General features: G+C 43.2%; 22 protein-coding genes. 11 read left to right on the top strand and 11 right to left on the bottom strand.

Annotated elements, in window-relative coordinates; genetic code table 11:
- Positions 1–122: 122 nt before the first annotated feature.
- Both A374_RS06490 and A374_RS06485 read right to left on the bottom strand, forming a co-directional pair.
- Positions 123–2,054, bottom strand: coding sequence for an ABC transporter permease (locus A374_RS06490; RefSeq protein WP_007201402.1), 1,932 nt, complete (start codon positions 2,052–2,054; stop codon positions 123–125).
- A 1-nt stretch (position 2,055) separates the two neighbouring features.
- Positions 2,056–2,805 carry an ABC transporter ATP-binding protein gene (locus A374_RS06485; protein WP_007201401.1) on the bottom strand — a complete coding sequence of 250 codons (750 nt, stop codon included), beginning with the start codon at positions 2,803–2,805 and terminating at the stop codon, positions 2,056–2,058.
- A 407-nt stretch (positions 2,806–3,212) separates the two neighbouring features.
- Between A374_RS06485 and A374_RS20510 the strand changes: the two genes are divergently transcribed.
- Complete coding sequence (locus A374_RS20510; RefSeq protein WP_156793155.1) at positions 3,213–3,380, top strand: hypothetical protein; 168 nt, start codon at positions 3,213–3,215, stop codon at positions 3,378–3,380.
- A gap of 125 nt (positions 3,381–3,505) precedes the next feature.
- Here A374_RS20510 and A374_RS06480 read toward each other — a convergent pair whose 3' ends face one another.
- Together A374_RS06480 and A374_RS06475 are read right to left on the bottom strand one after the other, a co-directional pair.
- Positions 3,506–4,684, bottom strand: coding sequence for an FtsW/RodA/SpoVE family cell cycle protein (locus tag A374_RS06480; protein WP_007201400.1), 1,179 nt, complete (start codon positions 4,682–4,684; stop codon positions 3,506–3,508).
- Positions 4,685–4,837: 153 nt separating this feature from the next.
- The gene (locus tag A374_RS06475) at positions 4,838–6,097 is read right to left on the bottom strand and encodes an MDR family MFS transporter (protein WP_007201399.1); all 1,260 of its coding nucleotides are present in this window, start codon (positions 6,095–6,097) and stop codon (positions 4,838–4,840) included.
- Between the two features lie 115 nt (positions 6,098–6,212).
- Between A374_RS06475 and A374_RS06470 the strand changes: the two genes are divergently transcribed.
- Entirely contained in the window at positions 6,213–7,985 is a 1,773-nt protein-coding gene (locus A374_RS06470; protein WP_007201398.1) for an ABC transporter substrate-binding protein, read from the top strand.
- A gap of 723 nt (positions 7,986–8,708) precedes the next feature.
- Here A374_RS06470 and A374_RS06465 read toward each other — a convergent pair.
- Positions 8,709–9,677 (bottom strand): nuclease-related domain-containing protein, encoded by a 969-nt coding sequence (locus A374_RS06465; RefSeq protein WP_007201397.1) that lies wholly within the window; start codon positions 9,675–9,677, stop codon positions 8,709–8,711.
- Positions 9,678–9,943: 266 nt separating this feature from the next.
- Between A374_RS06465 and A374_RS21110 the strand changes: the two genes are divergently transcribed.
- The gene (locus A374_RS21110) at positions 9,944–10,075 is read left to right on the top strand and encodes a DUF3953 domain-containing protein (RefSeq protein WP_338009614.1); all 132 of its coding nucleotides are present in this window, start codon (positions 9,944–9,946) and stop codon (positions 10,073–10,075) included.
- A gap of 227 nt (positions 10,076–10,302) precedes the next feature.
- Here the strand turns inward: A374_RS21110 and A374_RS06455 are convergent, their stop codons facing one another.
- The 3 genes from A374_RS06455 to A374_RS06445 form a co-directional block, all read right to left on the bottom strand.
- Positions 10,303–10,839 carry a hypothetical protein gene (locus A374_RS06455; protein ID WP_007201395.1) on the bottom strand — a complete coding sequence of 179 codons (537 nt, stop codon included), beginning with the start codon at positions 10,837–10,839 and terminating at the stop codon, positions 10,303–10,305.
- A gap of 23 nt (positions 10,840–10,862) precedes the next feature.
- Complete coding sequence (locus A374_RS06450; protein WP_007201394.1) at positions 10,863–12,518, bottom strand: ribulokinase; 1,656 nt, start codon at positions 12,516–12,518, stop codon at positions 10,863–10,865.
- Between the two features lie 109 nt (positions 12,519–12,627).
- Positions 12,628–13,527: a LysR family transcriptional regulator gene (locus tag A374_RS06445; protein ID WP_007201393.1), complete on the bottom strand. Its 900-nt coding sequence runs from the start codon at positions 13,525–13,527 to the stop codon at positions 12,628–12,630.
- A 103-nt stretch (positions 13,528–13,630) separates the two neighbouring features.
- Between A374_RS06445 and A374_RS06440 the strand changes: the two genes are divergently transcribed.
- From A374_RS06440 to A374_RS06405, 8 genes are all read left to right on the top strand, one after another.
- Complete coding sequence (locus tag A374_RS06440; protein ID WP_007201392.1) at positions 13,631–14,638, top strand: YeiH family protein; 1,008 nt, start codon at positions 13,631–13,633, stop codon at positions 14,636–14,638.
- A 151-nt stretch (positions 14,639–14,789) separates the two neighbouring features.
- On the top strand, positions 14,790–15,377 hold the full coding sequence (locus A374_RS06435; protein ID WP_007201391.1) for a hypothetical protein: 588 nt from the start codon (positions 14,790–14,792) through the stop codon (positions 15,375–15,377).
- Positions 15,378–15,458: 81 nt separating this feature from the next.
- Complete coding sequence (locus tag A374_RS06430) at positions 15,459–16,115, top strand: PIG-L deacetylase family protein (RefSeq protein ID WP_007201390.1); 657 nt, start codon at positions 15,459–15,461, stop codon at positions 16,113–16,115.
- Entirely contained in the window at positions 16,106–17,425 is a 1,320-nt protein-coding gene (locus tag A374_RS06425) for a glycosyltransferase family 4 protein (protein WP_040340383.1), read from the top strand. The genes A374_RS06430 and A374_RS06425 overlap by 10 nt, the downstream gene beginning before the upstream one ends.
- The gene (locus A374_RS06420; protein ID WP_007201388.1) at positions 17,415–18,590 is read left to right on the top strand and encodes a carboxylate--amine ligase; all 1,176 of its coding nucleotides are present in this window, start codon (positions 17,415–17,417) and stop codon (positions 18,588–18,590) included. Before A374_RS06425 ends, A374_RS06420 begins: the two co-directional genes overlap by 11 nt.
- Position 18,591: 1 nt before the next feature.
- On the top strand, positions 18,592–19,650 hold the full coding sequence (locus A374_RS06415; protein ID WP_007201387.1) for a phosphotransferase: 1,059 nt from the start codon (positions 18,592–18,594) through the stop codon (positions 19,648–19,650).
- A 15-nt stretch (positions 19,651–19,665) separates the two neighbouring features.
- Positions 19,666–20,979, top strand: coding sequence for a glycosyltransferase family 4 protein (locus tag A374_RS06410; RefSeq protein WP_007201386.1), 1,314 nt, complete (start codon positions 19,666–19,668; stop codon positions 20,977–20,979).
- 22 nt (positions 20,980–21,001) lie between these two features.
- Positions 21,002–21,919: an NAD-dependent epimerase/dehydratase family protein gene (locus A374_RS06405; protein WP_007201385.1), complete on the top strand. Its 918-nt coding sequence runs from the start codon at positions 21,002–21,004 to the stop codon at positions 21,917–21,919.
- A 53-nt stretch (positions 21,920–21,972) separates the two neighbouring features.
- Here the strand turns inward: A374_RS06405 and A374_RS06400 are convergent, their stop codons facing one another.
- The 3 genes from A374_RS06400 to A374_RS06390 form a co-directional block, all read right to left on the bottom strand.
- On the bottom strand, positions 21,973–22,860 hold the full coding sequence (locus A374_RS06400; protein WP_007201384.1) for a glycerophosphodiester phosphodiesterase: 888 nt from the start codon (positions 22,858–22,860) through the stop codon (positions 21,973–21,975).
- A gap of 434 nt (positions 22,861–23,294) precedes the next feature.
- Complete coding sequence (locus A374_RS06395; protein ID WP_007201383.1) at positions 23,295–24,158, bottom strand: glycerophosphodiester phosphodiesterase; 864 nt, start codon at positions 24,156–24,158, stop codon at positions 23,295–23,297.
- Between the two features lie 163 nt (positions 24,159–24,321).
- The gene (locus tag A374_RS06390) at positions 24,322–24,825 is read right to left on the bottom strand and encodes a DUF6141 family protein (protein WP_007201382.1); all 504 of its coding nucleotides are present in this window, start codon (positions 24,823–24,825) and stop codon (positions 24,322–24,324) included.
- Between the last annotated feature and the right edge of the window lie 56 nt (positions 24,826–24,881).

Raw genomic sequence — 24,881 nt, 5'->3', positions numbered from 1 at the left:
CTGCTCCAACTCTCATCCGCATTCCAATGATGGAAATTAAATAATCGCACCATCTACTAAAATAATAACAACGAGATTACTTCTCATCCAACCTTCATGTTTCACTTTATTGTTTTCTTTTTTTAGCTTAATACTGTTTTGTAATACCGACGAAGGGTAGCGATAAAAAACAGACAATAAATGCCACTATAGAGGATGACGCAGACCGTCATCGGTCCTTTTAAAGAAATCGTAAACAGCTTAGAAAAAGCCATCATAGCGACGAGACTATGAACGATGCCAATGAGGAGTGGCAAGCTAAATAGGATACAGAGCTGCCTAAAAATAGACGCAGTAATTTCTTTTTTCGTTACACCCATCTTGATGAGAAGCTGATAGCGATCGCGATTATTTTCTGCTTCTATTCTTAATTTACCGTATAGTAACGTACCAACTGCACTGACGAACACTAGACCGAAAAAAGAACTAATAAAAAGCAGTAGCCCGAAAATGCCCAAGCCTTCTGTATACTCTTGATAATAGCTAGAAAATAAATCTTGATCGGTTAATCTCTTTTCAATTTCTTCTGTTAACCCTTTAACGTGCGCTTCATCTTTAAATTGATAAAGCTCATAGCGAATGCGCTCGGCTTTCTTTTTCTGAAGAAGCTTGTGAAATAAATCGTTACTAAGAACAACCGTCGTGCTCGCCGTTCCTGAATTAAAGACGGAATCATGAATGTGTTCTTTTACTTGTAGCTCGACGTTTTTCCCTTTCACTTGTAGTGGAATGGACGCTCCTTCATAGTTGGCGCCGAACGGCTCACTATAATCAATCGTTAAAACGACAGCTTCCCTTCCTTGTAACGTAAGTTTTTCATCTTTTCTTTGGAGAGAAGTAAGCTTATTAAACATAGACTGCGAAATAAGCGCTACTTCTTGTTCTTGGCCAAGAAAAGGGTTCTCAAGCGTACTGATGTCTGCTCGGGTCAGCAACGCTTGGACAGACGCATGATACGCTAGCGGACGCTCTGTGTCTTTAGCAATCAGCTGATTTATTTGCTTAACCGCTTGTGCATTATGATTTATAAACATCATGCTGTTTGGATTAGAAACAGCTGTATATTCTTTATTGATCGAATAAGAGGCGTATGTCGTCCCCACAACGGTTAACGTAACAGCGCTGATGATGGCAACGGCTGTTAACATGACCGCATTGTCTTTCACACGGTGTAGCAGTTGAGAAGCACCTACCATATTTAAACCGTTCCAATACGTCGCTTTATGCTTCTTTACAATTTTAAACAACAAAACAATGACGGTATGAAACAATAAAAAAGTTCCAATGATGACAAGTCCAACGATCACCATGGGCGACAAAAGTAACCCTAACAGTTTCCATATGTGTGACGTTAAAATATTTTCCAAGGCGAGACGATAGCCTACGCCAATACAAAGAAAAGCAAGAACAACGAGAAGCCATGATGATGTTGGCTCCACCTTTTCTCCCTCTACCTGAAACAATTCCGAAAGCTTTAATCGATAGCTGAAATGATAGCTTTGAACGCTTGTAAGCAGCGTTATACCGAGGAAAATGATAACCGTGTAACCTAGGTCACTGCTTGCTGGAAAGGACACAGAAACTGAGCCCTCATAGCCCATGAACGACATTAGTAGCATTACAAATAGGCGTAGAAGTGCACTTCCGATGAGACAGCCAATGACAAGCGTCCCTACTCCCAATAATAGATGCTCATAAAAAAGCATGCGCCCTATTTGTTTTTTCGCCATTCCAAGCATCGAATATAGCTTCATTTCTTGTTTACGTTTCTTTAAAAAAAAGGCGTGACAGCACCAACTAAATAGCGTAATAAAAAGTAGTAAAATGACAGAAGCACCTGTAAAGAAGGCAGACAGATCTAGGAACCCTCCAGACGCAACTTCAGATGGTACTTCACGGGCGATTACACTGAATGTTAAGAACGTGATGATCGCTAGAATCATCGTGAAAACATAAAGCACATACATGGAAAGGTTATGCAGAATATTTTTCCACGCCATTTGCAAAAGTGTCATACTACGCGTTCCCTCCAAGTGTGGCTAACATGTCAAGAATGACATGAAAAAATTCCACCCGTGAACGGCCGCGGCGATCAAGCTCTTGATCAAAACGGCCGTCCTTCATAAAAATAATGCGCTGACAAAAGCTAGCCGCATACGCATCATGTGTTACTAACAAAATGGTTGCACGATCGGTTTGATTTAACGTTTGCAATCGCTCAAGAACGTCAGTTGCCGCCTTCGAATCAAGCGCACCGGTCGGTTCATCTGCTAATACTAAGCGGGGCTTAGCAATCATCGCGCGTGCAACCGCTGCGCGTTGTTTTTGCCCACCTGAAATTTGATAGGGAAACTGACTTAGCACGTCCACTAAATCAAGCTTATGCGCGATTTCTTGTGCTCGTTTTTCAATTTCATGTACTGGCACACCGGACAAAGCTAATGGCAACACAATATTATCTTTCACACTTAATGTATCTAATAAGTGATAGTCTTGAAAAACAAAGCCTAGCTCATGACGGCGAAAATTGGCTAGTTCCGCTTCTTTCATGGCATTAATATCTTTACCCATGATTTTAATTTCGCCAGAAGAAGCCGTATCAATCGTTGAAAAAATATTGAGCAAGGAGGTTTTCCCTGCTCCAGATGGTCCCATCAAGCCAACGAATTCGCCTTCAAGAATCGTCATCGTAATATTATCTAATGCTTTATTTAAATGGCCGTTTGACCCATATGTTTTCGAAACATTTCGCGCTTGTACAATCACTAACTTTCACTCCTTCTGGATGTTACGCTTCTTAGTATAGCGCACCGATATTACAAGTGAATAATATCAACCTTAAAAGAAGCTTAAAGTTTCCATGAAATACTTCCTCTGTATAATGGGGCATGTGGAGGAATTGACTTGGATTGCGTTTGAGTCGATCTGCTGCGCGCAAACTAGCATCTCTTTTGCACATCACTCTTTTCCTAGTTATTTAAGAGCTTTGACGCTATTTCTTCTTCTTTTTGAGCGCATTTACGAGATGCTCTCTTCATTTGCTCTATTTTTCATCTCTTACACCGTTGCTGGAGGCGATTTATCTGGTCTGCGCGCGAACGGACTTGGTCTGCGCGCGAACCGAGGGCTCCTGCGCGCGAACGGACTTGGTCTGCGCGCGAATCGAGGCTCCTGTGCGCGAACGAACTTGGTCTGCGCACGAATCGAGGCTCCTGCGCGCGAACGGACTTGGTCTGCGCGCGAATCGAGGGCTCCTGCGCGCGAACGGACCTGGTCTGCGCGCGAATCAAGGGCTCCTGCGCGCAATTATAGAAGAGCTTGCACCCTACTCCATTTTGTAGTGCATTCGACGGCTACTTACATACGTAAGACAAACTAATAAAAAAATGGCTTCATCACCGAAATCGATGATGAAGCCATTTTTTATGTGTTAAGGCCGTTTATGTCCCAGCCGCTTTTCATACAACTATTTAACAACGCGCAATGTTGGTTTAACAACCTCTTCTTCTTGTTCGTGTAGCGCGGAGGCTTCTTTGTTTTTCCGTCTCATATTCACAAAGCCAGAGATGTTCACAAGAATGCCCGTAGAGAGCATGAGAACGAGCATCGAGGACCCCCCATAGCTTAAAAACGGAAGCGGCACGCCGGTAACCGGCAATAACCCTGACGCTGCGCCTAAATTAATAAACGCTTGTATGCCAATCCAACTCGAAATCCCAATTGCCATCAGCCGCCCGAAAGTATCTTTACAGCGTAAGCCGATAATAAAGCCTTTGATGACAATATAAAACAGCGCAATGAGCGTGACGAGCACACCAACAAAACCAAGTTCTTCAGAGACGTTAGCAATAATAAAGTCTGTTTGGACTTCTGGTAAATAGCCATATTTCGACGTACCATTACCAAGACCTACACCACTAATACTTCCGTTGGCAATCGCTATGTACGAATTAACGAGCTGCCAGCCTTCTTTTGGGTTCTCAAACGGAGAATACGCACCTTTAAAGCGACCAATTTGATTATCACTCGCCATAAACGTAAAGAAAATTGCCAAGCCAATTGAGCCAATAACGGTAAGTAAAAGCACGTGTTTCGCTCGTAATTTCGCACTGTAAATAATACATGCTGCGGCAGCTACGAGGATAATCATCGATCCGAAGTCAGGCTGAATTAAAATCAAACCAGCCATAAAACCGACTAATACGAGTGGCGGAAAGACAGCTTTACCGAAGTTTCCGATATACGATTGCTTTTTCGCTAACACAGACGACAAGTAAACGATCACAGCTAACTTCGCAAGCTCAGAAGGCTGAATATTAAAGCCACCGATGCTTAACCAAGATTGTGCATTGTTCGTCGTTTTACCGGCAAGAAAGACGATGACAAGGAGGATAAAGGTTAAGAGCACGAGCATCTTCGTCAAATTCATGTATGCCTTGTACGGAAAAAGGACAGCGAACAGAAAAAGCACGCATCCTACCAGTAAAAAAATGAGCTGTCGTTTAAAAAAGAAATCAATTGATAGATTAAAGCGGAGCGCAACGGGATAGCTACTGCTATAAATCATCATCACTCCAAAAACACCTAACGCGATTACGACAAAAATGAGGCTGTAATCCAGATGCCGAATCAATTTTTTTAACATATTACATCACCTGCATTCATTTGTACTCTTATTTTACCTTAAAATAGACAAGGTTGCCTGATGAAATATGCGACAAATTTTCGTATATTCTTATATACTTTGCTAAAATGTGCGATTTTCATAAAAAAAACGCCAGCATTAGCCGGCGTCATCTTATGAGATGGCTGAAACAGAGTCTTTCTTTTCCAAAGAAACTGCGCTCGTTACTTTCATGAAGCTCACAATGGCAAGTATACTTGCTAGCCCATAAATAACCGCCATGCCCCATGATGGAACAAAAGCACCAATTGTAATTCCGAGCGCCCCGAGTACTTTAGCGACCTGAAACGTTAAACCGTTAATGGCCAAATAAGAGCTTCGTGCATCTTCGTGAATGATATCAGCCATAATCGATTGTTTAATCGGGATATACATAATTTCACCAAGCGTAGCGAACGTCATGCACGCCAGTAATAACCAGAGATTGTTGCTATAACCGATGATTGTATAGCCGATAAAAAATAACAAAAGCCCACCATACAATACATATTGATCGCGGTAACGCTTCATCCACTTTGTTACGAAAAAAGAACCAACGACGACAAGCACAGTATTCGTCATCATTAAAATACTAGCCATGCGCAATCCATCTAATGCATATGTAAACCACTGTCCAACAGAAATCATTTGTTCTATAAATTCTTTATTTAATCGTACCGAAACATAATTCGCCAGCTGAAATTCCAGCCCAATGATCAAGGTAGATGCTAAACATAACCATAAAAAAAGCTTATCCGTCATGACGACTTTATAACTATTCGCCATATCTCTAAATACATTTACAGAACGCTTGCTTTGCTTACTAATGTGCGTTTCTGTAATTTTTGTAATCGATAACCATAAGGAAATGACATTTACGACTGCTAAACCGATAAACAGCTCAAAGCGATATTCTTTAAAGAAGAGTCCACCAAGTAATGAACCGAGCGCTAATGATAAATTCGTTGCCCAATAACTCACGCTATACATGAGTTTACGATTATCCTTCGTACTTGCATCAATGAGCATCGCTTCGGCTGCTGGACCTACTAAACCACTGCTAATGCCGTGTACAAACATCATTGCCGCTGTGATCCAAGGTGAGTTGAACCACGGAGAATTGACAACGAGCATAACGATAAAGGCTGCGAGCGATAACCACTCTCCCATAATCAAAACCCGTCTTCTACCGATTCGATCTGCTATGTAACCACCATAAAACCCTACAATAATGGAGGCAAATACGTTAATGAGCATAATCGCCCCTGCTAGCGCTTGTCCGAGCTCTGATGATAAATAAATCGCCATAAATGGGAAAATCATCGTTCCGACAGCTCTCATTAAAAAGGACGTGAAGAGGCGAATTTTGATATTCGGATGCAACGAACGTAGCATCTTCCTACCTCCTTTTTCCCTATATTTGTCTATTGTGTTATTTTCCACTAGAAAAAGATGCAGAAAAAGTGTAAAATTCAAAAAAGAATTTCATCTTTTTAAAAGGAGTCGTTTTATGGAGATTCTTGACCATTATCTTACACTTCGCATGCATTTCTCTGCTGACCAAACGAGCGTCACTGTTGCAGAGCTTGAGTCTCTGTTCTTTTGTACAAAACGCAATGTGAACCTATTATTAAGACGCATGAGCGAGGAAGAATGGATTACGTGGACACCAGGACGAGGACGTGGAAATCGCTCCACAGTAGAATTCCATTATCCACTAGAAGAAGCTGCTCATACTCATTTCTCAAAGCTGCTACAGCGCAACCAAATGAGTGAAGCTGCTGACTTTTTAACACGTCCGCTTCCAAAGCATATCGCTAAACAACTACAGAAAAAAATTCAAAGTAATTTTGGCTTTCAAGTAAAAGAAACGGTCGCAGAATCTCTAGATCTGCTTAAAATACCGGTTCGCAGTGTGATTAGTACGCTAGATCCGGCTTTTTCATTTACAGCAACAGAAGCGCATTTTGTTCGCCAAGTATTTGATACACTCATTATCCATAATCCCGTAACGAAGCAGTTCGAGCCTCATCTTGCTCACCACTGGACCATTAATGAAACGTTTACGGAATGGACGTTTTATTTACGGAAAGGCGTTCGCTTCCACCACGGTCGCACGCTTTGTGCGAAAGATGTTGTGTACACGCTCAATCGTCTATGCGATGAGAACGTCAATTCACCCTATCGTGATTTATTTTCGATTATTGAAAGTATTGAAGCCTTTCATGACACGGCTGTCTATGTTAAGCTCTCATCGCCTAATGCTTTTTTCCTACATTATTTAAGTTCTTATCATGCACCCATTTTGCCTTACGATGTACCGATTGCGCCAGACAAATCTCTCATCGGCACAGGTGCTTTTTATGTAAAAACCCACAATGAGCGCGTGCTCGCATTAGAAGCTTTTCATGATCACTTTATGGGACGCCCCCTGCTCGATCGGGTCGAAGCATGGTTTATGAATGTAAATCCAGAGCGCGTTTTTCACTACGAACTTCCTGGTAGAGAGACTCAAAACAAGCGTCACGTTCGTATTGATCATAACGGCTCCCATTATCTAATCTTTAACTTTCAAGTGGACGGTCCACATCATGATCGCTACCTACGCGAGGCTCTGCACGCCATTATAAATCGCAAAAAACTCGTGGATGATCTAGGTGGACGTCGCCGTCTACCAGGCAATAGCTTTTGGCAAGCGCGCAGTATGGAGCATGAATTTGCGATGGTCTCCCCTGAAGCCATTGCCCAGCTACTTGAACAAAGTCAGTATAACGGTGAACCACTTATTCTTTGTTGTGCGCAGCATACGGAAAATTTACGAGAAGCCCGTTGGTTACAAGCAGAATTGCGACGTTATAAAATTCCGCTCACAATCGTACCTTGTGCACCAAGTCAATTTGCGACGATGGACGCTCACCTATTTTTAAAAGGTGAAATACTCGAACGCGATGCGCACTACGGCTTTCTTACCTTTTTAAAAAGCCAACAAACGATGCGTGCGCTCATGCTCCCTCAACACATCGAAACGATTGATACTTTACTCGAACCATTTTTACGTACGAATGATGAAGAGCGTAGAGAACGTATTACCATAGAGATCGAACACTATATTAATCGCGAAAAGCTCATTCTTCATCTCTATCACGGCGCACGACAATGGTACTATCCTTCCCCCCTTGCCGGCATCCGCCTTAACGACTATGGCTGGGCCGATTTTAAGAAGCTATGGATTCAGCCTGAGCGATATGAAGAAGTGAGAGCAGGGCAGGGAGGTGGAGCGTAGGGCTAGGGTGTGGAGCGCGCGGGTCGTGGGCAGGAGTCTTCGATTCGCGCGCAGGGATCCTCGATTCGCGCGCAGAGACACTTGATTCGCGCGCAGAGACCTCCGATTCGCGCGCAGAGGACCTCGGTTCGCGCGCAGGCCGTGCTTTTTGGCTTGCCAGGACCCTCCTTTTATCCGGAAGTTGGCATTTTGAATGCACTTAACTCATATTTGATCATTATTTTTGAAATCTTACACGAACAACGCTCTAATTTTGACGCAAAAAGGCGGTTTGCGCGCAGGAGCCTTCGATTCGCGCTCAGAGACACTTGATTCGCGTGCAGAGACCCTCAGTTCGCGCGCAGAGACCTCCGATTCGCGCGCAGAGGACCTCGGTTCGCGCGCAGGCCGTGCTTTTTGGCTTGCCAGGACCCTCCTTTCATCCGAAAGTTGGCAGTTTGAATGCTCTTAACTCATATTTGATCATTATTTTTGAAATCTTACACGTACAACACTCTAATTTTGGGCGAAACAAGGCGGTTCGCGCGCAGAGGCGCGCAGCACCCCTTACCCCTTACCCACATTATGTGCTAAATCCACCTTCTTCTTCTCTCCTTAATTGCTACTACGAACTAGGTAATCCTCAGTCAAGTTTTGCACGCATCTCCTTATTTATCAGCACACAAGTAAAGGCAAGATGTGCATCCATCCTATGAATGGCGCACACCTTGCCTTTTTAACTCTTTAGCTTTCTAAATGTGATAATTCATATTCTATAAAATTACCACTACCTTTTTGCGTTTGACTATATTTTTGTAGAATTCGTCGGGTTGCGTCACGACTTTCAATTTTTAGAAAGTTGCGCGCGCTTTTATTATCGATCCACTTTCCAAAAAGCAGGGTGTATTCATATAAGGCTTTACTATGAGCGGTATGGGACTTTATGCCACAGGCGGTGCACTGCCAACGGGCGTGAAGGCGAATCATTGGCTTTGCGGAACAAGCAAGGCAGCTAACACCGGGTAGAATTTCATGAGGAGCAATTGTAAACATTCGAAGAACATCGGGGCAATAGGGGACGTGCTCTTTAACAAATTTACGAGCTAGTTTCTTAAGATCAGATTCCGTACAAAAGGGCTGTGTTTCTTTTTTCATAAGTTCTTCTATTTTTGTTGGCAGTAATGCGGCGCGAATGACTTTTTTGGAGAGACGCTGTTTGAAATCATTTTTGATAATCATTTTTTCTCTGGATAAGACGACGAGGGTATGAATGGGCGGTGTGGGAAATTTCATCTTTTCTAACCAGTCATGAAGCTGTCTTTTTTGTCGTTCAACTTGGAGCACAGGGTCGTGAAAAACGTCTTCTTTTAGACCACAAGTACGAATAACTTGATTGTGTTCATGATCAAACGTTAGGGATCCTGCGATGTTTTTTACTTCAATAATGAGGATAAAGGTTGCGGTGAGAATGAGGGTATCCATTTGAAAATAGGTGTCTTTAAAAGGCAATCGAATATCATGCAGCAAAATGTAACTACGTTCATTTAAAAATTGAAAATAATAATCCGTTGTCACTTCACCTTGATAGCCCGCGGTATGTCGCGCCAAATACGCTTCTATTTCTTGACGTCGATCATGATTGAGCGGCAGTCTTGCTACTAGCACTTCTAGCTTTTTCATTAAAACAGACTGACTTCGTTTTTTATAGATCATCGCATCTTCCTCCTTGCTTCAAGCAATTCTCTGTGCGTTACTCATTTCCTGTTTCTCATCTAATAAAAAACTCTTTTCGTAAAGATTGTTGCTTTTGAACATAACAAGAACGATTTTACTTTTTATGGTATTATACAAACAGAGACTCATTCAGTTAAAGGGGTGGTAATTTGTTGAAGATTTTGCAGATTATTTTATCAATCATAGTTATTGCACTTGTTGGGTATGAATTTGTTACTGATGACTTTAGATTTCAACTATACTTGATGATGTTTTTATTTTTTACGATGTTGGTAATGGGATTAAGGGACTTTCAAAAGGGACAAAAAGGGTCCGGCTGGCTAAATATAGTTTTATCTATAATGCTCTTATCTGTATCAATTAAAAGTTTCTTATAGAAGAAAAGGGGCTTTAACGAACTAAGAAACGAAGTCGTTCCATAAAGGAATGGCTTTTTTTATGCCTTACGTAGGAAATTGATGGTACTACGATGTGAATTTAATGAAGCTCTCATCTTACCCTCACATTCGTTTACTAGCTAAAGACAGACGTAAAAAGCCTTCACCACGTTACTTTTTAAAAAAAACACCTCCAAAATTTAGATGGTGTATTTTGGAGGTGCTGTTCAACGCTTTCGTTTAACAAGCTCTAAATAGGTGTAACCTTTTTTCGTAATTTTAATAGGACCGATGTTTGGAGCGAAGCTTGTCGTGTAGCCTTCGCTGGACCGGGTTTGGACGACATGATGAAAGGTGCCGGCTTTTGTTTTGACGGTTTTGTTCGTTGCAATGATGGTGTAGGTAATCTTACTACCGAACATCGTAAAGGCTTTCCACTTTTTGCCCTTTTTCACGGGATACTGTAATTCTAAGCTTTCGTCATCCGCATTGGCTTGCAAGCTGAAAAGGCCTTTGCGCGTTTCTTTTACAAAGTAAAACTCGGTTTTTTTACCGCGAGAAATGGAGCGCCATACATTCCAGCCTTTAAGACGACGATGATCGTTACGTAGCGTATAATCACCAAACAGTGATTCGTAGGAATACGTATACTTCGCGCTCGGTAGATAGCTTGTCTTACGAGCCGCTTGTGCTGTGTCCGCTGCTCCTACATAACAAGAGAATAAGAGACTACACGTTACAAGTATAAAAACAAAACGTTTCATCCTGCTTTCACCCTTTCCTGCTTTTACGATTTCATTTCCTTTAAGCCGTGCATCAAACTTGGGCGTTCTTTGCCAAAAAAGTCATGAAGTTCGAGATAATACAAGTAGAGTTCTTCATAGCGTGCGACGTGGTCAGGTTGCGGTTTATACGATGTGCGCGTGCTGCTAACCATGTTATGAGCCGCGGCAAAAATAGAATCATAGCCGCCTCGTTCGCCACCAGCTGCAACGGCTCCATACAGTGCTGCACCGAGCGCCGTCGTTTGCTTGGCATGTGAAATAAAAATTTCACGATTCGTTACATCTGCATAAATTTGCATGAGTAACTCGTTTCGCTCCGGTAAGCCACCAACCGCATACAATTCATCGACGGCAATACCCGCGTCGGTGAAACTATCGATAATTCGTTTCGTACCAAAAGCCGTTGCCTCTAGTAACGCGCGATAGATTTCCTCAGGCTTTGTAGCTAACGTTAAGCCAATTAGCGCACCTGTTAAAGACGCATCCACTAACACGGAGCGATTGCCATTCCACCAGTCTAACGCAACTAGCCCTGTTTCGCCGGGCAAATAGACCGCTGCCTTTTCTGACAACCATTCGTGTAGGCTTTTGCCTTCTTTCTCTGCTTCGTCACGAACTTCATGAGAGGCTGCCTGCTCGACGTACCAACCGAACAAGTCGCCAACAGCCGCTTGTCCCGTTTCGTAGCTTACATAGCCAGGAATAATGCCATCATCAACCATGCCACAGACCCCCACGACAGGTTCCGGGTGTTCTGCTAGTAGCATATGACACGTCGATGTCCCCATCGCCAGGACGAGTTGACCAGGATGGACGGCCCCAGCCGCAGCTACGCCAGCATGCGCATCAATGACTGCGACGGCAACTGCTGTTCCTTGCGCAAGTCCAAGCCATTGAGCCGCTTCTTCTGTTAGCTCTCCTGCTTTTTCGCCAATGGGAAGCACTTCTCCTCTCATTTTCGTAGAAAGAATGGATTCCATCGCTGGATCAAGTGCCGTAAAAAAGGCTTGTGAAGGATAACCTTCATCTTTGCTCCAAAGTGCTTTATAGCCAGCTAGATTGCTAGAACGAAGCAATGATCCTGTTAAGCGCGAGACGATCCAATCACCTGCTTCTATAAATAGATCGGTTGCTTCATAAATGTGTGGTGCTTCTCTCAGAACTTGTAGTACTTTTGGCACTAACCATTCAGAGGAAATTTTCCCGCCGTATCGTTGTAAAAATGGTTCCCGACGCGCTTGCGCAAGCGCTGTTATTTCGTCAGCTTCAGCTTGGGCAGCATGATGTTTCCAAAGCTTTACCCAGCTATGTGGTTCTTCTTTATAGTCATCTAAAAAGCAAAGCGGTTCACCGTTTGAAGCAAGTGGTAAAACCGTCGATGATGTAAAAGCAATGCCGATGCCAATGACGTCTTCCTTCACAACAGAAGCACGTTCTAATACGGCTGGTACCGCTGTTTTAAGCACGTGTAAATAATCGTGTGGATGCTGCAACGCCCAATCTTGCGGAAGTTTCGTTCCACTTGGAAGGGCGGTTGTAAGGACGCCGTGTTCATAAGGTGTAACATGTGTAGCCAGTTCTTTTCCTGTATCTGCTTCAACGAGCAGGGCGCGGCCTGATTCTGTTCCGAAATCAACGCCTACTACATACTTGTGCAAAAAGGTGTCCTCCTTCCATTTTTGACAGTCTTTTTCTATCAGATTATACCGAAAGAGCATTCTCACTTCAATCGTAGAAAATTCGATTCAAGCTATAAACGCGCTACAATCAATCCTTTGACCTATTACAAAACGGATGCGCAAGAAGACACTCGATAAAAACTTGCATCGCTTTTGTCCAATCGTCTGTTGCTCGCGTCACTAATGTAAAATAACGTTCTATTGGAAAAGAATCTAGTGGTAGCACCGCTAGCGTACCTAAGGAAAGCTCCTTGCGAATGGCCCATGATGATAAAAAGGCAATACCAAGCCCCGCCTCTACTGCTTCTTTAATACTTTGCGTACTTCCAAATTCCATAGACGAAGCAGGAGAAAAGGCATGCTCTTCAAACATATGCTCTGTTGCTTCTCGCGTTCCCGATCCTTCTTCCCGAACAATCCATGTTTCCTGAACCAAGTCACTCATTGTAATCCCATCTTTTCTCACTAAAGGATGTTGCCGGCTGGCTACAACGACGAGTGAATCTGACGCAAACGTCTCTTTTACTACCGTATCATCCGCCACATTTCCTTCTATAATTCCAAGATCCATTCGCTGTTCGGCAACGAGTGTTACTACTTCGCGCGTATTGCCAATCGTAATGGACGGAACAATGTCCTCATAGCGTGAACGAACGCGTGCAACGATATGCGGTAGCACATACTCACCGAACGTATAGCTTGCGGCGATTTTCAGAGGACCTGCCGGCTGATTCATCGTATCATTGACGCGTACCTCCATCCGTTCATAGAGCCCGAGAATTTCTTTTGCATGATCGTATACAATCTTTCCCGCCTTCGTCAGCGCTACTTCTTTCGTCGTTCGATAAAGAAGCTTCGCGTTCATTTTCTGTTCTAACTGTTTAATCGATCGACTGACCGCGGGTTGCGTAAGATGGAGGAGCTTGGCTGCTTCTGAGAAGTGTGCTTTCTCAACAACCGCTACGAATATAGCAAGTTCAGACTTCATTCCTACCTTCCTTTCATAACACTTTTGTTATAACAAGCATACAAAAAAGTAATTTTACTTATTATTAGCCAACACCTATGATGAAATAAGAAGGAGGCTTCTTATGAATCCTAACACAGCTTCTGCTAAACAAGCTCCCGCCCCTAAACCACGGCTCATCTCCGGTGTATTCTTTACCTTTTGTATTGCCCTACTTGGCATGGCACTAAGCTACGTGCCGTACATTGGTAAAATCGGCGCGCTCGCACTTGCGATTTTACTTGCCGTTCTATATCGCCAATTTGCAGGCTATCCGGAAACCTTGCGCACTGGCATTGAGTTTTCCGGCAAAAAACTATTGCGTTTTGCCATTATTTTATACGGTTTTAAGCTCAATATGGCCATCGTCTTTTCTGAAGGATTGCCACTGCTAGCTCGCGGTGCAGGGACGATTGTTTTTTCACTGCTGATCACCTACGTCATGGCTCGTCTGCTAAAGGCCGATCGTCAAGTCTCTTTTTTAGTAGCGATTGGTACCGGGATTTGTGGTGCTGCCGCCATTGCGGCTGTTTCTCCGATTGTGTCTGCAAAGGAAGAAGATACAGCCTTATCCGTAGGCATGATTGCCTTGATGGGGACCATTTTTTCCGTCGCCTATACGATTGTCTTTCCATTCTTACCTTTATCACCAACCGCTTATGGCATCTGGTCTGGCTTATCGTTGCATGAACTAGCTCACGTTGCCTTAGCCGGGGCACCGGCCGGCTCTAATGCGCTTGCTCTTGCTTTACTTGCTAAACTTTGTCGCGTCTTTTTACTCGTTCCTTTTTGCTTGATCCTCATCTATATTCAAAAGAAACGCGCACCAAAAACAGCGAGCACTTCTTCTGTACCGTTTCCATGGTTTCTCGTAGGCTTTATGGCAACGAGCGTCGTCGCAAGCTATGTCATCACGTTGCCAGCTACTCTACTAGAAGGTCTTTCAATCATCACTACCTTTCTACTAACGATGGCCATGACCGGTCTCGGATTAAATGTAAGCTTAGCAGCCATAAAGCAACGTGCCTTGCGCCCGCTACTCGCACTACTGATCACCTCTCTGCTGTTATCGAGCGTTACCTATTTTTTATAAGATTATTTCTTTATGAAAAGCATGCGTTGGCAGATCGCAACGGATGCTTTTTCCTGCGTGCTGGGGCTCCAAAATAGACAACCTGACCCGTTCCCCGTTTTCCCTCTCTTTCATAGACTATAACAATCATGACCATAAAAGGAGCGACATGATGCCAAAAAAATTATTTAAGAAAAAAACAATCACCGAGAAAGATGTCGCTAAGTATTCGGTAATTGGAGATGGAAGCGATGGCATTGTCTATCAAATTTCCTCTAAGAAATGTGTAAAGCTCTTTTTTAAAGAGGAAACGTGTAAACTCGAACTTCGAGGCTTAAAAGCTGGTAAAAGTTCACTTGCTCTTCCAAAACTTTATGAATATGGCGACAACTATATCGTCTCTGAATATATTGAGGGCATTTCATTAGCGCGCTATTTAAAACGCGGCTATAAAATTGATGAAGCGTTAACAAAAAAGATTCTATTTGTCTTAAAGGAATTTCAACGCATTGGCTTTACACGTTGGGATACTGACGCTCGTCACGTGTTAATCTGCGAAAAAACAGGTGGCTTAAAGATTGTCGATCATAAGCGCGCCTTCGGAAAAACACGCCGTATGCCCATAAAGCTGATGAATGATTTGGACAAGTTGGGTGGCGTCACCGATTTCTTAACGCATGTAAAAAAATTAAATCCTGCTCTGTATCCTGATTGGTCAACGTATTATAAAGAGCAGCTTCAACCAAGAAACATGTCATAGTTTCTCCGTATAACTCCGCACATGACGGTTTCTATTACCTCACACGTTTCATACACTAGTTATACAAGGAGTGAAAATCTAATGAAAGAGAGTATTTTAGTGATCGGCGCTCATCCAGATGATGAGCTCTTAGGATCAGCCGGCACCCTCAAGCGCTTAATTGCTGCTGGACATGACGTTATTTCCGTCATTACTGCAATGGGACGAAAAGAAGAAGCGCACCATATGGAAGAAACCATTCGGCGCGCAAATAAAGCCATCGGCATTGAAACCGTCATCTTTTTACAACACCCTAATTTGGAATTAGAAATGATGCCTCGTCATCAATTAACGAAAGATATTGAAAAGATTATTGCGCAATACAAACCATCTACCGTATTTACACACCATTATGGCGATGTGAATCGCGATCACCTCGTCACCTATGAAGCTGTCCTAACAGCGGTTCGACCGTTACCTGGGCAACGCCCCATTGAATTCATTACATTTGAAACCGTCTCCTCTAGTGAATGGAGCGCATCCACGTCAGATAAACTCTTTAAACCAAACTACTTTGTGGATATTACAAACGAAATAGACGTTAAAATCGAGGCGTTAAAGCATTATGATGTAGAAATGCGCCCACCACCTCATCCTCGTTCTTACGAAGGTGTCCGGAATCTAGCTAGCGTTCGCGGGATGACAATCGGCGTTCCTTATGCTGAAGCGTTCGAAGTGATTCGGAGGGTATGGAAATGAAACTAACCTTTCCTTATCCGTCGCTCATCTCCATCATGGATCGCTATTATCATGTGACCAAGTCCTACGGTAGCGCATCTACTAAGAAAAAAAGTGAGCGTCTCCCGCCCCTTTCCCCTCCTCAACCAAAAAGAAAACTATCCATTCTCGTCGCGACGTTTTGGGATTATCCTCATACCGGTGGCCTTTCCAACTATATTACCTCACTATGTGAAGGACTTCGCCAACAAGGGCATCATGTAGACGTCATCTCGCCCAATCAATTCTCTTCCACAGAAGTGAGCGCCTACCGCAAGCGAATCATTCCAAAATTAAAAGATTTCTTCATAAAACGGTATGGTACAACCGATTCGCTTATTCTCAAAAATAACCGTAACATGTATGTTTATGAAAAGATGCTAGAAAAAATGGATCTTAGCAAATACGATGTGTTCCATGCGCAAGATTTATTTACTGCTAATATTCTTGGTCGCTTTAATGAGCATTACAACCGTCCCCTCTTTTTCACACCACATGGCATGTATACATTTAACCGCTTAAAGTTTGGCATTTTCAAATCCGGTTCACTTGAAGAAGTCTATTATCGCACACTAGAGGAACAGGCGATTCAATACAGCGATCAGCTTATTATTTTAAGTCATACGTTTCGCAAACCGCTTATGGAGCTTGGGGCCCGTCCTGAACAGATGATAACCGTCTACACAGGCATTGATGCGCCAACACACTTTAAACGGCAAAAAGAAGCACACGAGCCTCTCGTCGTTACGTGCGTCGCGCGCCTTGGCCCGCGTAAAGGTCATGATATCCTTTTCCAAGCGCTAGCAAAGCTTGATCCTTCCTTAACGAAGCAGCTTACCGTCTTAATTGCTGGCGATGGCGAACGAAAAGAGATGCTGCACAAACAAATACAGAAACTGAACCTTCCATATGTAAAAATGCTCGGCAATCGCGATGACGTACCTACTCTTCTGCAAGCTACAGACGTGTTTGTCCTCCCTACTTTAAATGATAGTTTACCGATAGCAATTATTGAGGCGATGCACAGTGGTGCAGCGATTATCTCTACGAACGTTGGCGGCATTCCGGAGCTTGTTTTGCATAAGAAAACAGGTCTCATCGTGGAACCGAATGATGTCGATCAATTAGCTCATGCGCTTCGTTTGCTGTTAAGCAACCACGCCGCCCGCAAAACGTTAAGTCGTCATGCCAAAGAGTATGCGCAAGCTCGTTTTACAAAACAAGGCATGATTGCTTCGATTGAAAAGTTATATCACCATCACTTGAATAAGAGGGCTTCCTATGCATCATAATCATGCAGCTGTTGTACTAGATCTTAGCGCCAATGGCATTGGCATTATTCGCAGTCTCGCTCGTAAAGGCATTACTGTCTATGCCTTCGATACAGAGAAACCTTATAAAATCGGGCGTTCTCGCTTAGCTACTTGCGGCATATGTCCAAGTCCCTTAACCGAAGAGCAGGCGTTGCTTGACTTTTTAATTACACTTGCAAAATCGAAAGAGCATAAGCCTGTGCTGTATACAGGCGCTGACGACTATGTCACGTTTATGGCTAAATTCCGGCAAGAGTTGCTTCACTACTATTTGTTTATTTTGCCAAGCGACGAACTCATCGAAACGCTCATCGATAAAGAAAAAACATACCAGCTCGCTCTTCGTCATCAAATCCCTGTCCCAAAAACAGTGAAAATCCCCTCTGAAGAAGCGCTGCTTCAAGTGATTCCAGAACTAACGTATCCTTGCTTATTAAAGCCCGTTCGCGGTCATGAATTTCGTAAAACGATCAATAAAAAAGCCTTTGCCATCCACTCAGAAGAAGAACTCCGTGCTGCGTACGATACGTACCGTGCGCACGGAGAGTTAATCTTGCAAGAACTCATACCAGGTGATAACCACTGCTTTTATAAAGTGGCAACCTTTTATGATGAGAACATGCGGCTACTTGCACTTTTTACACTCCAAAAAAACCACCAGTTTCCTCCTGAATTTGGGACGGGAGCCCATATTGTTAGTCGCGAAACGCCAGAACTAACGGAGCTCTGCTTACCTTTCTTTAAAGAGTTACACTTAACTGGCATTGGCATGGCTGAATTTAAAAAAGATCCGCGTGATGGCGTGTATAAATTTATTGAAATCAACCCGCGCTTTTGGCTTACTCATAGCTTAACTGGAGCATCTGGTATTGATTTTGCGTATTTATACTACCTTCACTTAACAGGACAACATGTGAAACCACAGCTACAACAAACGAACGGCGTGAAATGGATTTACCTCGTTCGCTACTATTTAACCTATCGCCAAAAAAAGAAAGCCGGCGAAATGACAGCACGCGATTTTTGGAGAGGTTTTCGTGGTAAAAAAGAATACGCTCTCTTTGCTTGGGATGATCTGATGCCATTTATTCGCAGCACTTGGTCTCATTTAAAAAATGCCTGGAAACGCAGAAAGGAGAACTAGTTTGTATACAACCGATCAGCTGTATGAACAATTCAAACGCATAAAAGCAAATGACAAACTGTCAAAAGCACTTGGCGAACCTGTTACCATCGACCCTACTTCCATTACGTCATTAAAAGCGACCGATCGCAGTGCCATCTATCAGCTGTCTCTTGCAACCAAGCAAGGCACACTTCCCATCGTTTTTAAAATCTTTAGCGCTGGCAAGCATAAAAACGACGTGGAGATTAACATGTATAAGCGCGCGTATAAAGTGATGAAGTCCTTTTTACCAACCGTCTATCATATGGAAGCGCACGGAAACGATACGTGGGTGTTCATGGAATATGTGCGCCAAGTACGCGGCCAAGTCACGTTTACTCCACAACATTTTGACTATATTATCCCATCCCTCGCTAAGCTTCATGCCTCCACGTTTGAAAGTCGGTTTACAAAAAGGGAAAAGTACTTTTCTCCGTGGCTTCCTCTCTATCATTCATCAATGATGACGCAAGAGCGCCAAAAGCAAGTAAAGAAAACGATAGAGCTTCTACAACGCGCCAAAGACGATGCGGCTTTAGAACCCGTCATCTCACCGTACTACACTTCTTTAATGAGCATGTTAGCAAAAGGACCTGACTTTTTCCCAGAATTGCTGCGCTCTGGCTCAGCCATTACGCACTCTGATCTTCATATGCAAAACATCTGTACACATGATGCAACAAAATCAACAGCCTGGGACATTCAATGGATTGATTGGGAATCGGCAAAATATGGACCTGTTTGGTTTGATCTTGTGATTCTCGTTGAAATCTTAATTGCCTTTCGCAAAGACTGGCATGCGCAAGGCGAAAGCATTCGTCGCCGCGCAGTAGATGTCTACACGAAGGAAATGGCACGCTATGGCATCCGCTTTAAAGGAGATGCACTGAAGCTTTATAAGATGGCCTATTGTCAACGCACCTTAGAGCGAGGCTTGCATACCCAACTTCGCCGCTATTTTGAACAGCGTGGTGGCGAATTGTTACCCTATCATTTAGAAAAAGTTACGCTCTGGTGCAAGGAGTTAGGTCTCACTTAACAAAGGAGAATGATCATGCAGCCTTTTACGAAGGAAACCGAACCGTTTCATCCCTTTTTGCTGCAAGCAATGGATCGTCCGCTTACAAAGCCGAAAGCAAGCCTATTGCCGGCTCCGCTTCCTCCCTTGGCAACCTTTGTCCGTAAAAAACCGTTACGAATCTTATATGTTACCTTCTTACGCTATCCGAATTACGGAGGGCTTTCCAACTACATTACTTCGTTAAAGCAAGGGTTCGAAAAGGCTGGTCATGACGTTCATGTGCTATCTCCAGTACAAATGCCTCCCCATGTTCACGAGCATGACGTACCTCGCATTGCAACGCATGCGCGTGCGTATTTGCAAACACACTTTGGGACGGCTCCTGATACCATTGTTAAAAATGCCAGCTACTTGTATGTGTACTATCATTATTTAAAACAACAAGCACTAAACACGTATGACATCATACACACACAAGATTTATTTGCCGCCTTTTTACTCGCCGAACTGAATAAAACGATGCGCAAGCCGCTATTTTTCACACCACACGGTCATTTTACACGCAGTCGAATTGCGTTTAACAAAATGACAGAAAACAGTCTCATTCACCGTTATTTTTCAGCGATTGAACACGTTGGCATTGCCGCCGCGCATAAAATCATTACGATCGCGTCATCCTTTCATCCTGCTTTACGGTCAGATGGCGCCCGAAGTGAACAGCTGCAAACGGTGCATACTGGCATTGATTTTCCATATGTGGCTCCACCACCCCCCTCATCCTCTCTCACCATTACCTTCATTTCCCGCTTAGCTCCGAGAAAAGGGCATGAGACGTTTATAGACGCACTCGCCTTATGTAGGGAGCACTTACAAAATACAGCCGTATGGATTGTTGGTGATGGGGTCATGAGACGTCATTTAGAAGCAAAGGTGAAAGCGTTACAACTCAATCAAGTAACATTTTTCGGGAGGCGGGAAGATGTTCCAGAACTTTTGGCCGCCTCCGACATTTACGTCTTATCGACCCATAATGATAATTTCCCGCTTTCGGTCATTGAAGCGATGTTTGCCGGAAAACCAATTGTTACGACAGGTTGCGGCGGCATTCCAGAGATGATTACACATGAGGAAACAGGCTTACTCGTCACCTCTGGTCACACGCAAGCGTTAAGCGAGGCGCTCATATCCCTGCTTTCTGACGCTTCTTTACGAACGCGATTAGGAACGAACGCCGCTGCCTTTGCTCAGAAGCATTTGACACAAGCGAACATGGTGCAGGAGATTGAGAACCTGTATTGGATGGCGATGAGAAAGAATGGGCCGGAAACGGCGAAGGAGTTTTTTTAATGACAGTGAAAAAGGATTTACGATGAAAGTACTTGTAACAGGAGGAGCTGGCTTTATCGGCTCCCACGTCGTAGACAAGCTACTCTTAGCAGGACATACCCCTATTGTAGTCGATAATTTATCAAACGGCGTAGCCAGTAATCTACCACCTCACATCCCGCTATATGCATGGGATCTTCTTTCCCCAAAGCTAGAACAATTATTTCAACAAGAGCAGCCGGAAATCGTTATTCACCTAGCGGCTCAAGCAAATGTTAGCCACTCGCTTGAAGATCCCCTGCAAGACGCGGCAGCTAACATTTTTGGAACGCTGCACTTACTTCACTGCTGTAAGCTTTATCACGTAAAGAAATTTATCTTTTCTTCAACGAGTGCGGTTTACGGCGATGCAAGCCTTCCGATTACAGAGCAAAGTCCAGTTGATCCTCTTTCCTTTTACGGACTTTCCAAGCTGACTGCTGAACGCTACATTGCTTTTTTCGGTCAGCTTCATAACTTGCCCTATACGATTCTACGCTATGCGAATGTCTTTGGACCTCGCCAAAAAGCCAATGGAGAAGGCGGCGTCATTAGCATATTCATTCATGAGCTTTTAAGCGGACGCACACCGTTCATCCGCGGTGATGGTCAGCAAACACGTGATTTTGTCTATGTAGAAGATGTTGCCAAAGCAAACGTACTATGCATAACGAGCGGTGACTATGAAACATTTAATATTGGGTATGATCAACAAACGAGTATCCGCACACTCTATGAGCTCATTGCTACTAAACTACACAGTGCTACTCTTCCTGCTCAGCACCCCCCGATCCCTGGAGAGATTATGCACAGCCGCTTAACGAGTACGAAAGCGATTCAGCAGTTAAACTGGCAACCGTCCTTTACGCTCGATACCGGACTTGAAGCGACCATTGCTCATATGAAACATCATTATTCATAAGAAAAAAAGCGAAACAGCTTAGGGGGGCTGTTTCGCTTTTTATGTGACTCCTATTATTTCTCTTGACGTGCTTCTTGAATCGCAAATTTCACACGTGCTGGATAGTTCGAGAACATACCTGTTACGCCCCATTTAATTAGACGTTTCATGTCGCTAATTTCATTCACTGTCCATGGGTGAACTTGTAAACCATTTTTCACAGCACGTTTTACAAATTTTTCGCTTAACGTTTCGAAGTTTGGTCCAATGCCGTATGCATAGAGCTTGTACTCATCAAGTTCTTCTTGTGTCAGTTTGTGTGGCTCTGTGAACTCTAACAATTGAATCAATTTAATGGATGGATCCAAGCGTTTTACTTTCAGTAGACTTTGCTTGCTGAAAGATTGAATTAAAAGCGTGTTTTTATTGATATGATACTTGTTGACAAGCTTTAATAATTTCTTTTCCATTCCAGGATAAATTTCTGGAGACTTCGTTTCGATATAGTAGTTTTTATTGCTACCCATCGTTTGGAAAATTTCTTCTAACGTTGGTACTTTAGCGCCAACGTATGATTTTTTCGCATAGATTGGATTTGCTTCGTTAAACCAAGAACCCGCATCTAATTCTTTAATTTGTTTTAACGTTAGGTTGCGAACTTGTCCGCTTCCGTTCGTCGTGCGATTTACCGACTCATCGTGCATAGCAATAAGCTCGCCGTCTTTCGTCATTTGTAAATCAAGCTCGATGTATTGACCACCCATTTTATCGCCAAGCTTGTACGATTGAATCGTATGCTCAGGTGCATAACCAGATGCTCCTCGGTGTGCTACATTAACGACTTTATGCGTAGCTTTAGCTTTTACGTTTGCGTTTGTGCTTGCGCTTGCGCCCGTAGCAACGGCAGAACTAATACCAAGAATAGCTGCTGTCATGGTTACCGATCTTAATAACTTTTTCATAGTCCCTCTCCTCTTTTTCACTCCAATTAGAATGAATAGGTATATTTACACAACTGCTTATGTAATCGCAATCATGCTCTCTAATTAGTATCCTAACAAACTATGAAAGCGTTTAAACAGAGTATGATTCCTTATTCTCATCTTCACATTTCTTTCATTTAATAAGGAATAAAGTCCCTTTACTTTTAAAAATCGTAGTAAACAAGAAATGTCTATCTCCCTAACCATTATCACAAAAAACTTTATGAAAAAGGCTTATTATCCCAATAAAGACGCTCATTCTTCTTTCCTTCTCGACAGAAAAAAGGGTGAGAAGGAGGAAAAATTTAGCTTTTTTGCACTTTATAGTACTTTAGTCCTTTACAGCTGTTGTGAAGAAATGTGCAAACAGAAAAGAAGAGAGGCATGATTCGCCTCTCTTAATCTCTCACGTATTAGTTTGCTTGCAGCACACTATGCAGGCGATTTGGATAGTTAGTAAACATGCCTGTAACGCCCCACTCTATTAATCTCGTCATATCGGCCACTTCATTCACCGTATACGGATGAATCGCTAAGCCTGCCGTTCGTACTTTTTGCACATACTCTTTCGTTAAATACGTAAAGTTTGGCCCGATCCCCATTGCATACGTTTTTAACTCAGCGAGCTGTTCATCGGTCATCACCGCTGTTTTTTTATACGATAGCAGCTGCACAAGCTTAACGTCCGGATCGAGACGTTTCACTTTCAGCAAGCTTTCCTTACTAAACGATTGAATGAGTGTCGTCTCCTTACTAATATGGTATTTATTCATAAGACGAAGCAATTCTTCTTCCATTCCTGGATACACATCCGGAGACTTCGTTTCGATATAGTACTTTTTCGTTGGTCCTAATTTCTTAAAAATTTCTGATAGCGTTGGCACGCGTAAGCCCACATAAACTGAACGTGCTCGTTCTGGATATTGCTTGTTAAACCATGAACCTGCATCAAGCTTTTTAATGTCAGCGAGTGTGAGATCCTTGACACGTCCACTGCCATTCGTCGTCCGATTCACCGTTTCATCGTGCATCGCTATTAATTTACCATCTTTCGTCATCTGTAAATCAATTTCTACATAATCACCATGCATCACATCGCCAAGCTCATACGATAGCATCGTATGCTCTGGAGCATAGCCCGATGCCCCACGATGGGCAACGTTTGTAATGTGGGACGTACTCATGTGCTTCGCTGCCTCCGCTTCTGATGTCATTACGCCTGTGCCAACCCCAAATAATACCGCCGCTGCTGTCATCGTTCGAAACAAACGCTTCATAACGCTCCCCCGTTTCTTTATGATATGAAAAGACCTTCTACAGTTTACTAATTACTATTATTTTTGTAAATTTATACTTGGTGTTCTCTTAACGATAACACGGCTATGTAAAGCTACTATGAGGGCGGTGTCTTGATCTTGTAAAGGATATGAAAGGTTCCTCTCAGCGGGACATTGCCTGCAGCAGCTGCTCCGCTTTTTTTGAGCCGATAATGACTTTGTCTCCCGTCGTAAGCTTGAGCTCAAGTCCTTGCCCACCTGAAATGTTATACAAACATTCTCCCTTCAGATTCGTCCGAATGCCCCAGCCACCAAAGCGGCGGAACGAACGAAACGTAACGGTGCGCGCGTCTTGAATGCGCTCATAGCGAAACACATGGTATTTAAAATGAAAAGGAACAAATTTAACATACACACCATCCTCACGTACTTCCGTAATGAGTTTAGCAGTAAACGCTGCAATCGGCATGAGGATCCCGACAATGATCCACATACTAACGAGCATAGCATCCGACATTGGTTTGTCTCCAAATGGAGTGCCGAAAATCATTTGTTGAAAACATGCCCACCAAAAAAGACCTGCCAGGAGAATGATAAATCCTATAAATAAGAATTGTCTTGGTCGTTGTACTTCTCTATAAATCCATGCCTCACTGTTTTTACGCATTACCATCCAGCTCCTTCCTTTTTCAAAATACCACAAAAAGTAAATTTTGCGAATAG

Source organism: Fictibacillus macauensis ZFHKF-1 (genome assembly GCF_000269865.1).
GTDB lineage: Bacteria > Bacillota > Bacilli > Bacillales > Fictibacillaceae > Fictibacillus_C > Fictibacillus_C macauensis.
The sequence above is the reverse complement of the archived record's forward strand: the minus strand, read 5'-3'. Positions and strand labels throughout refer to the sequence as shown.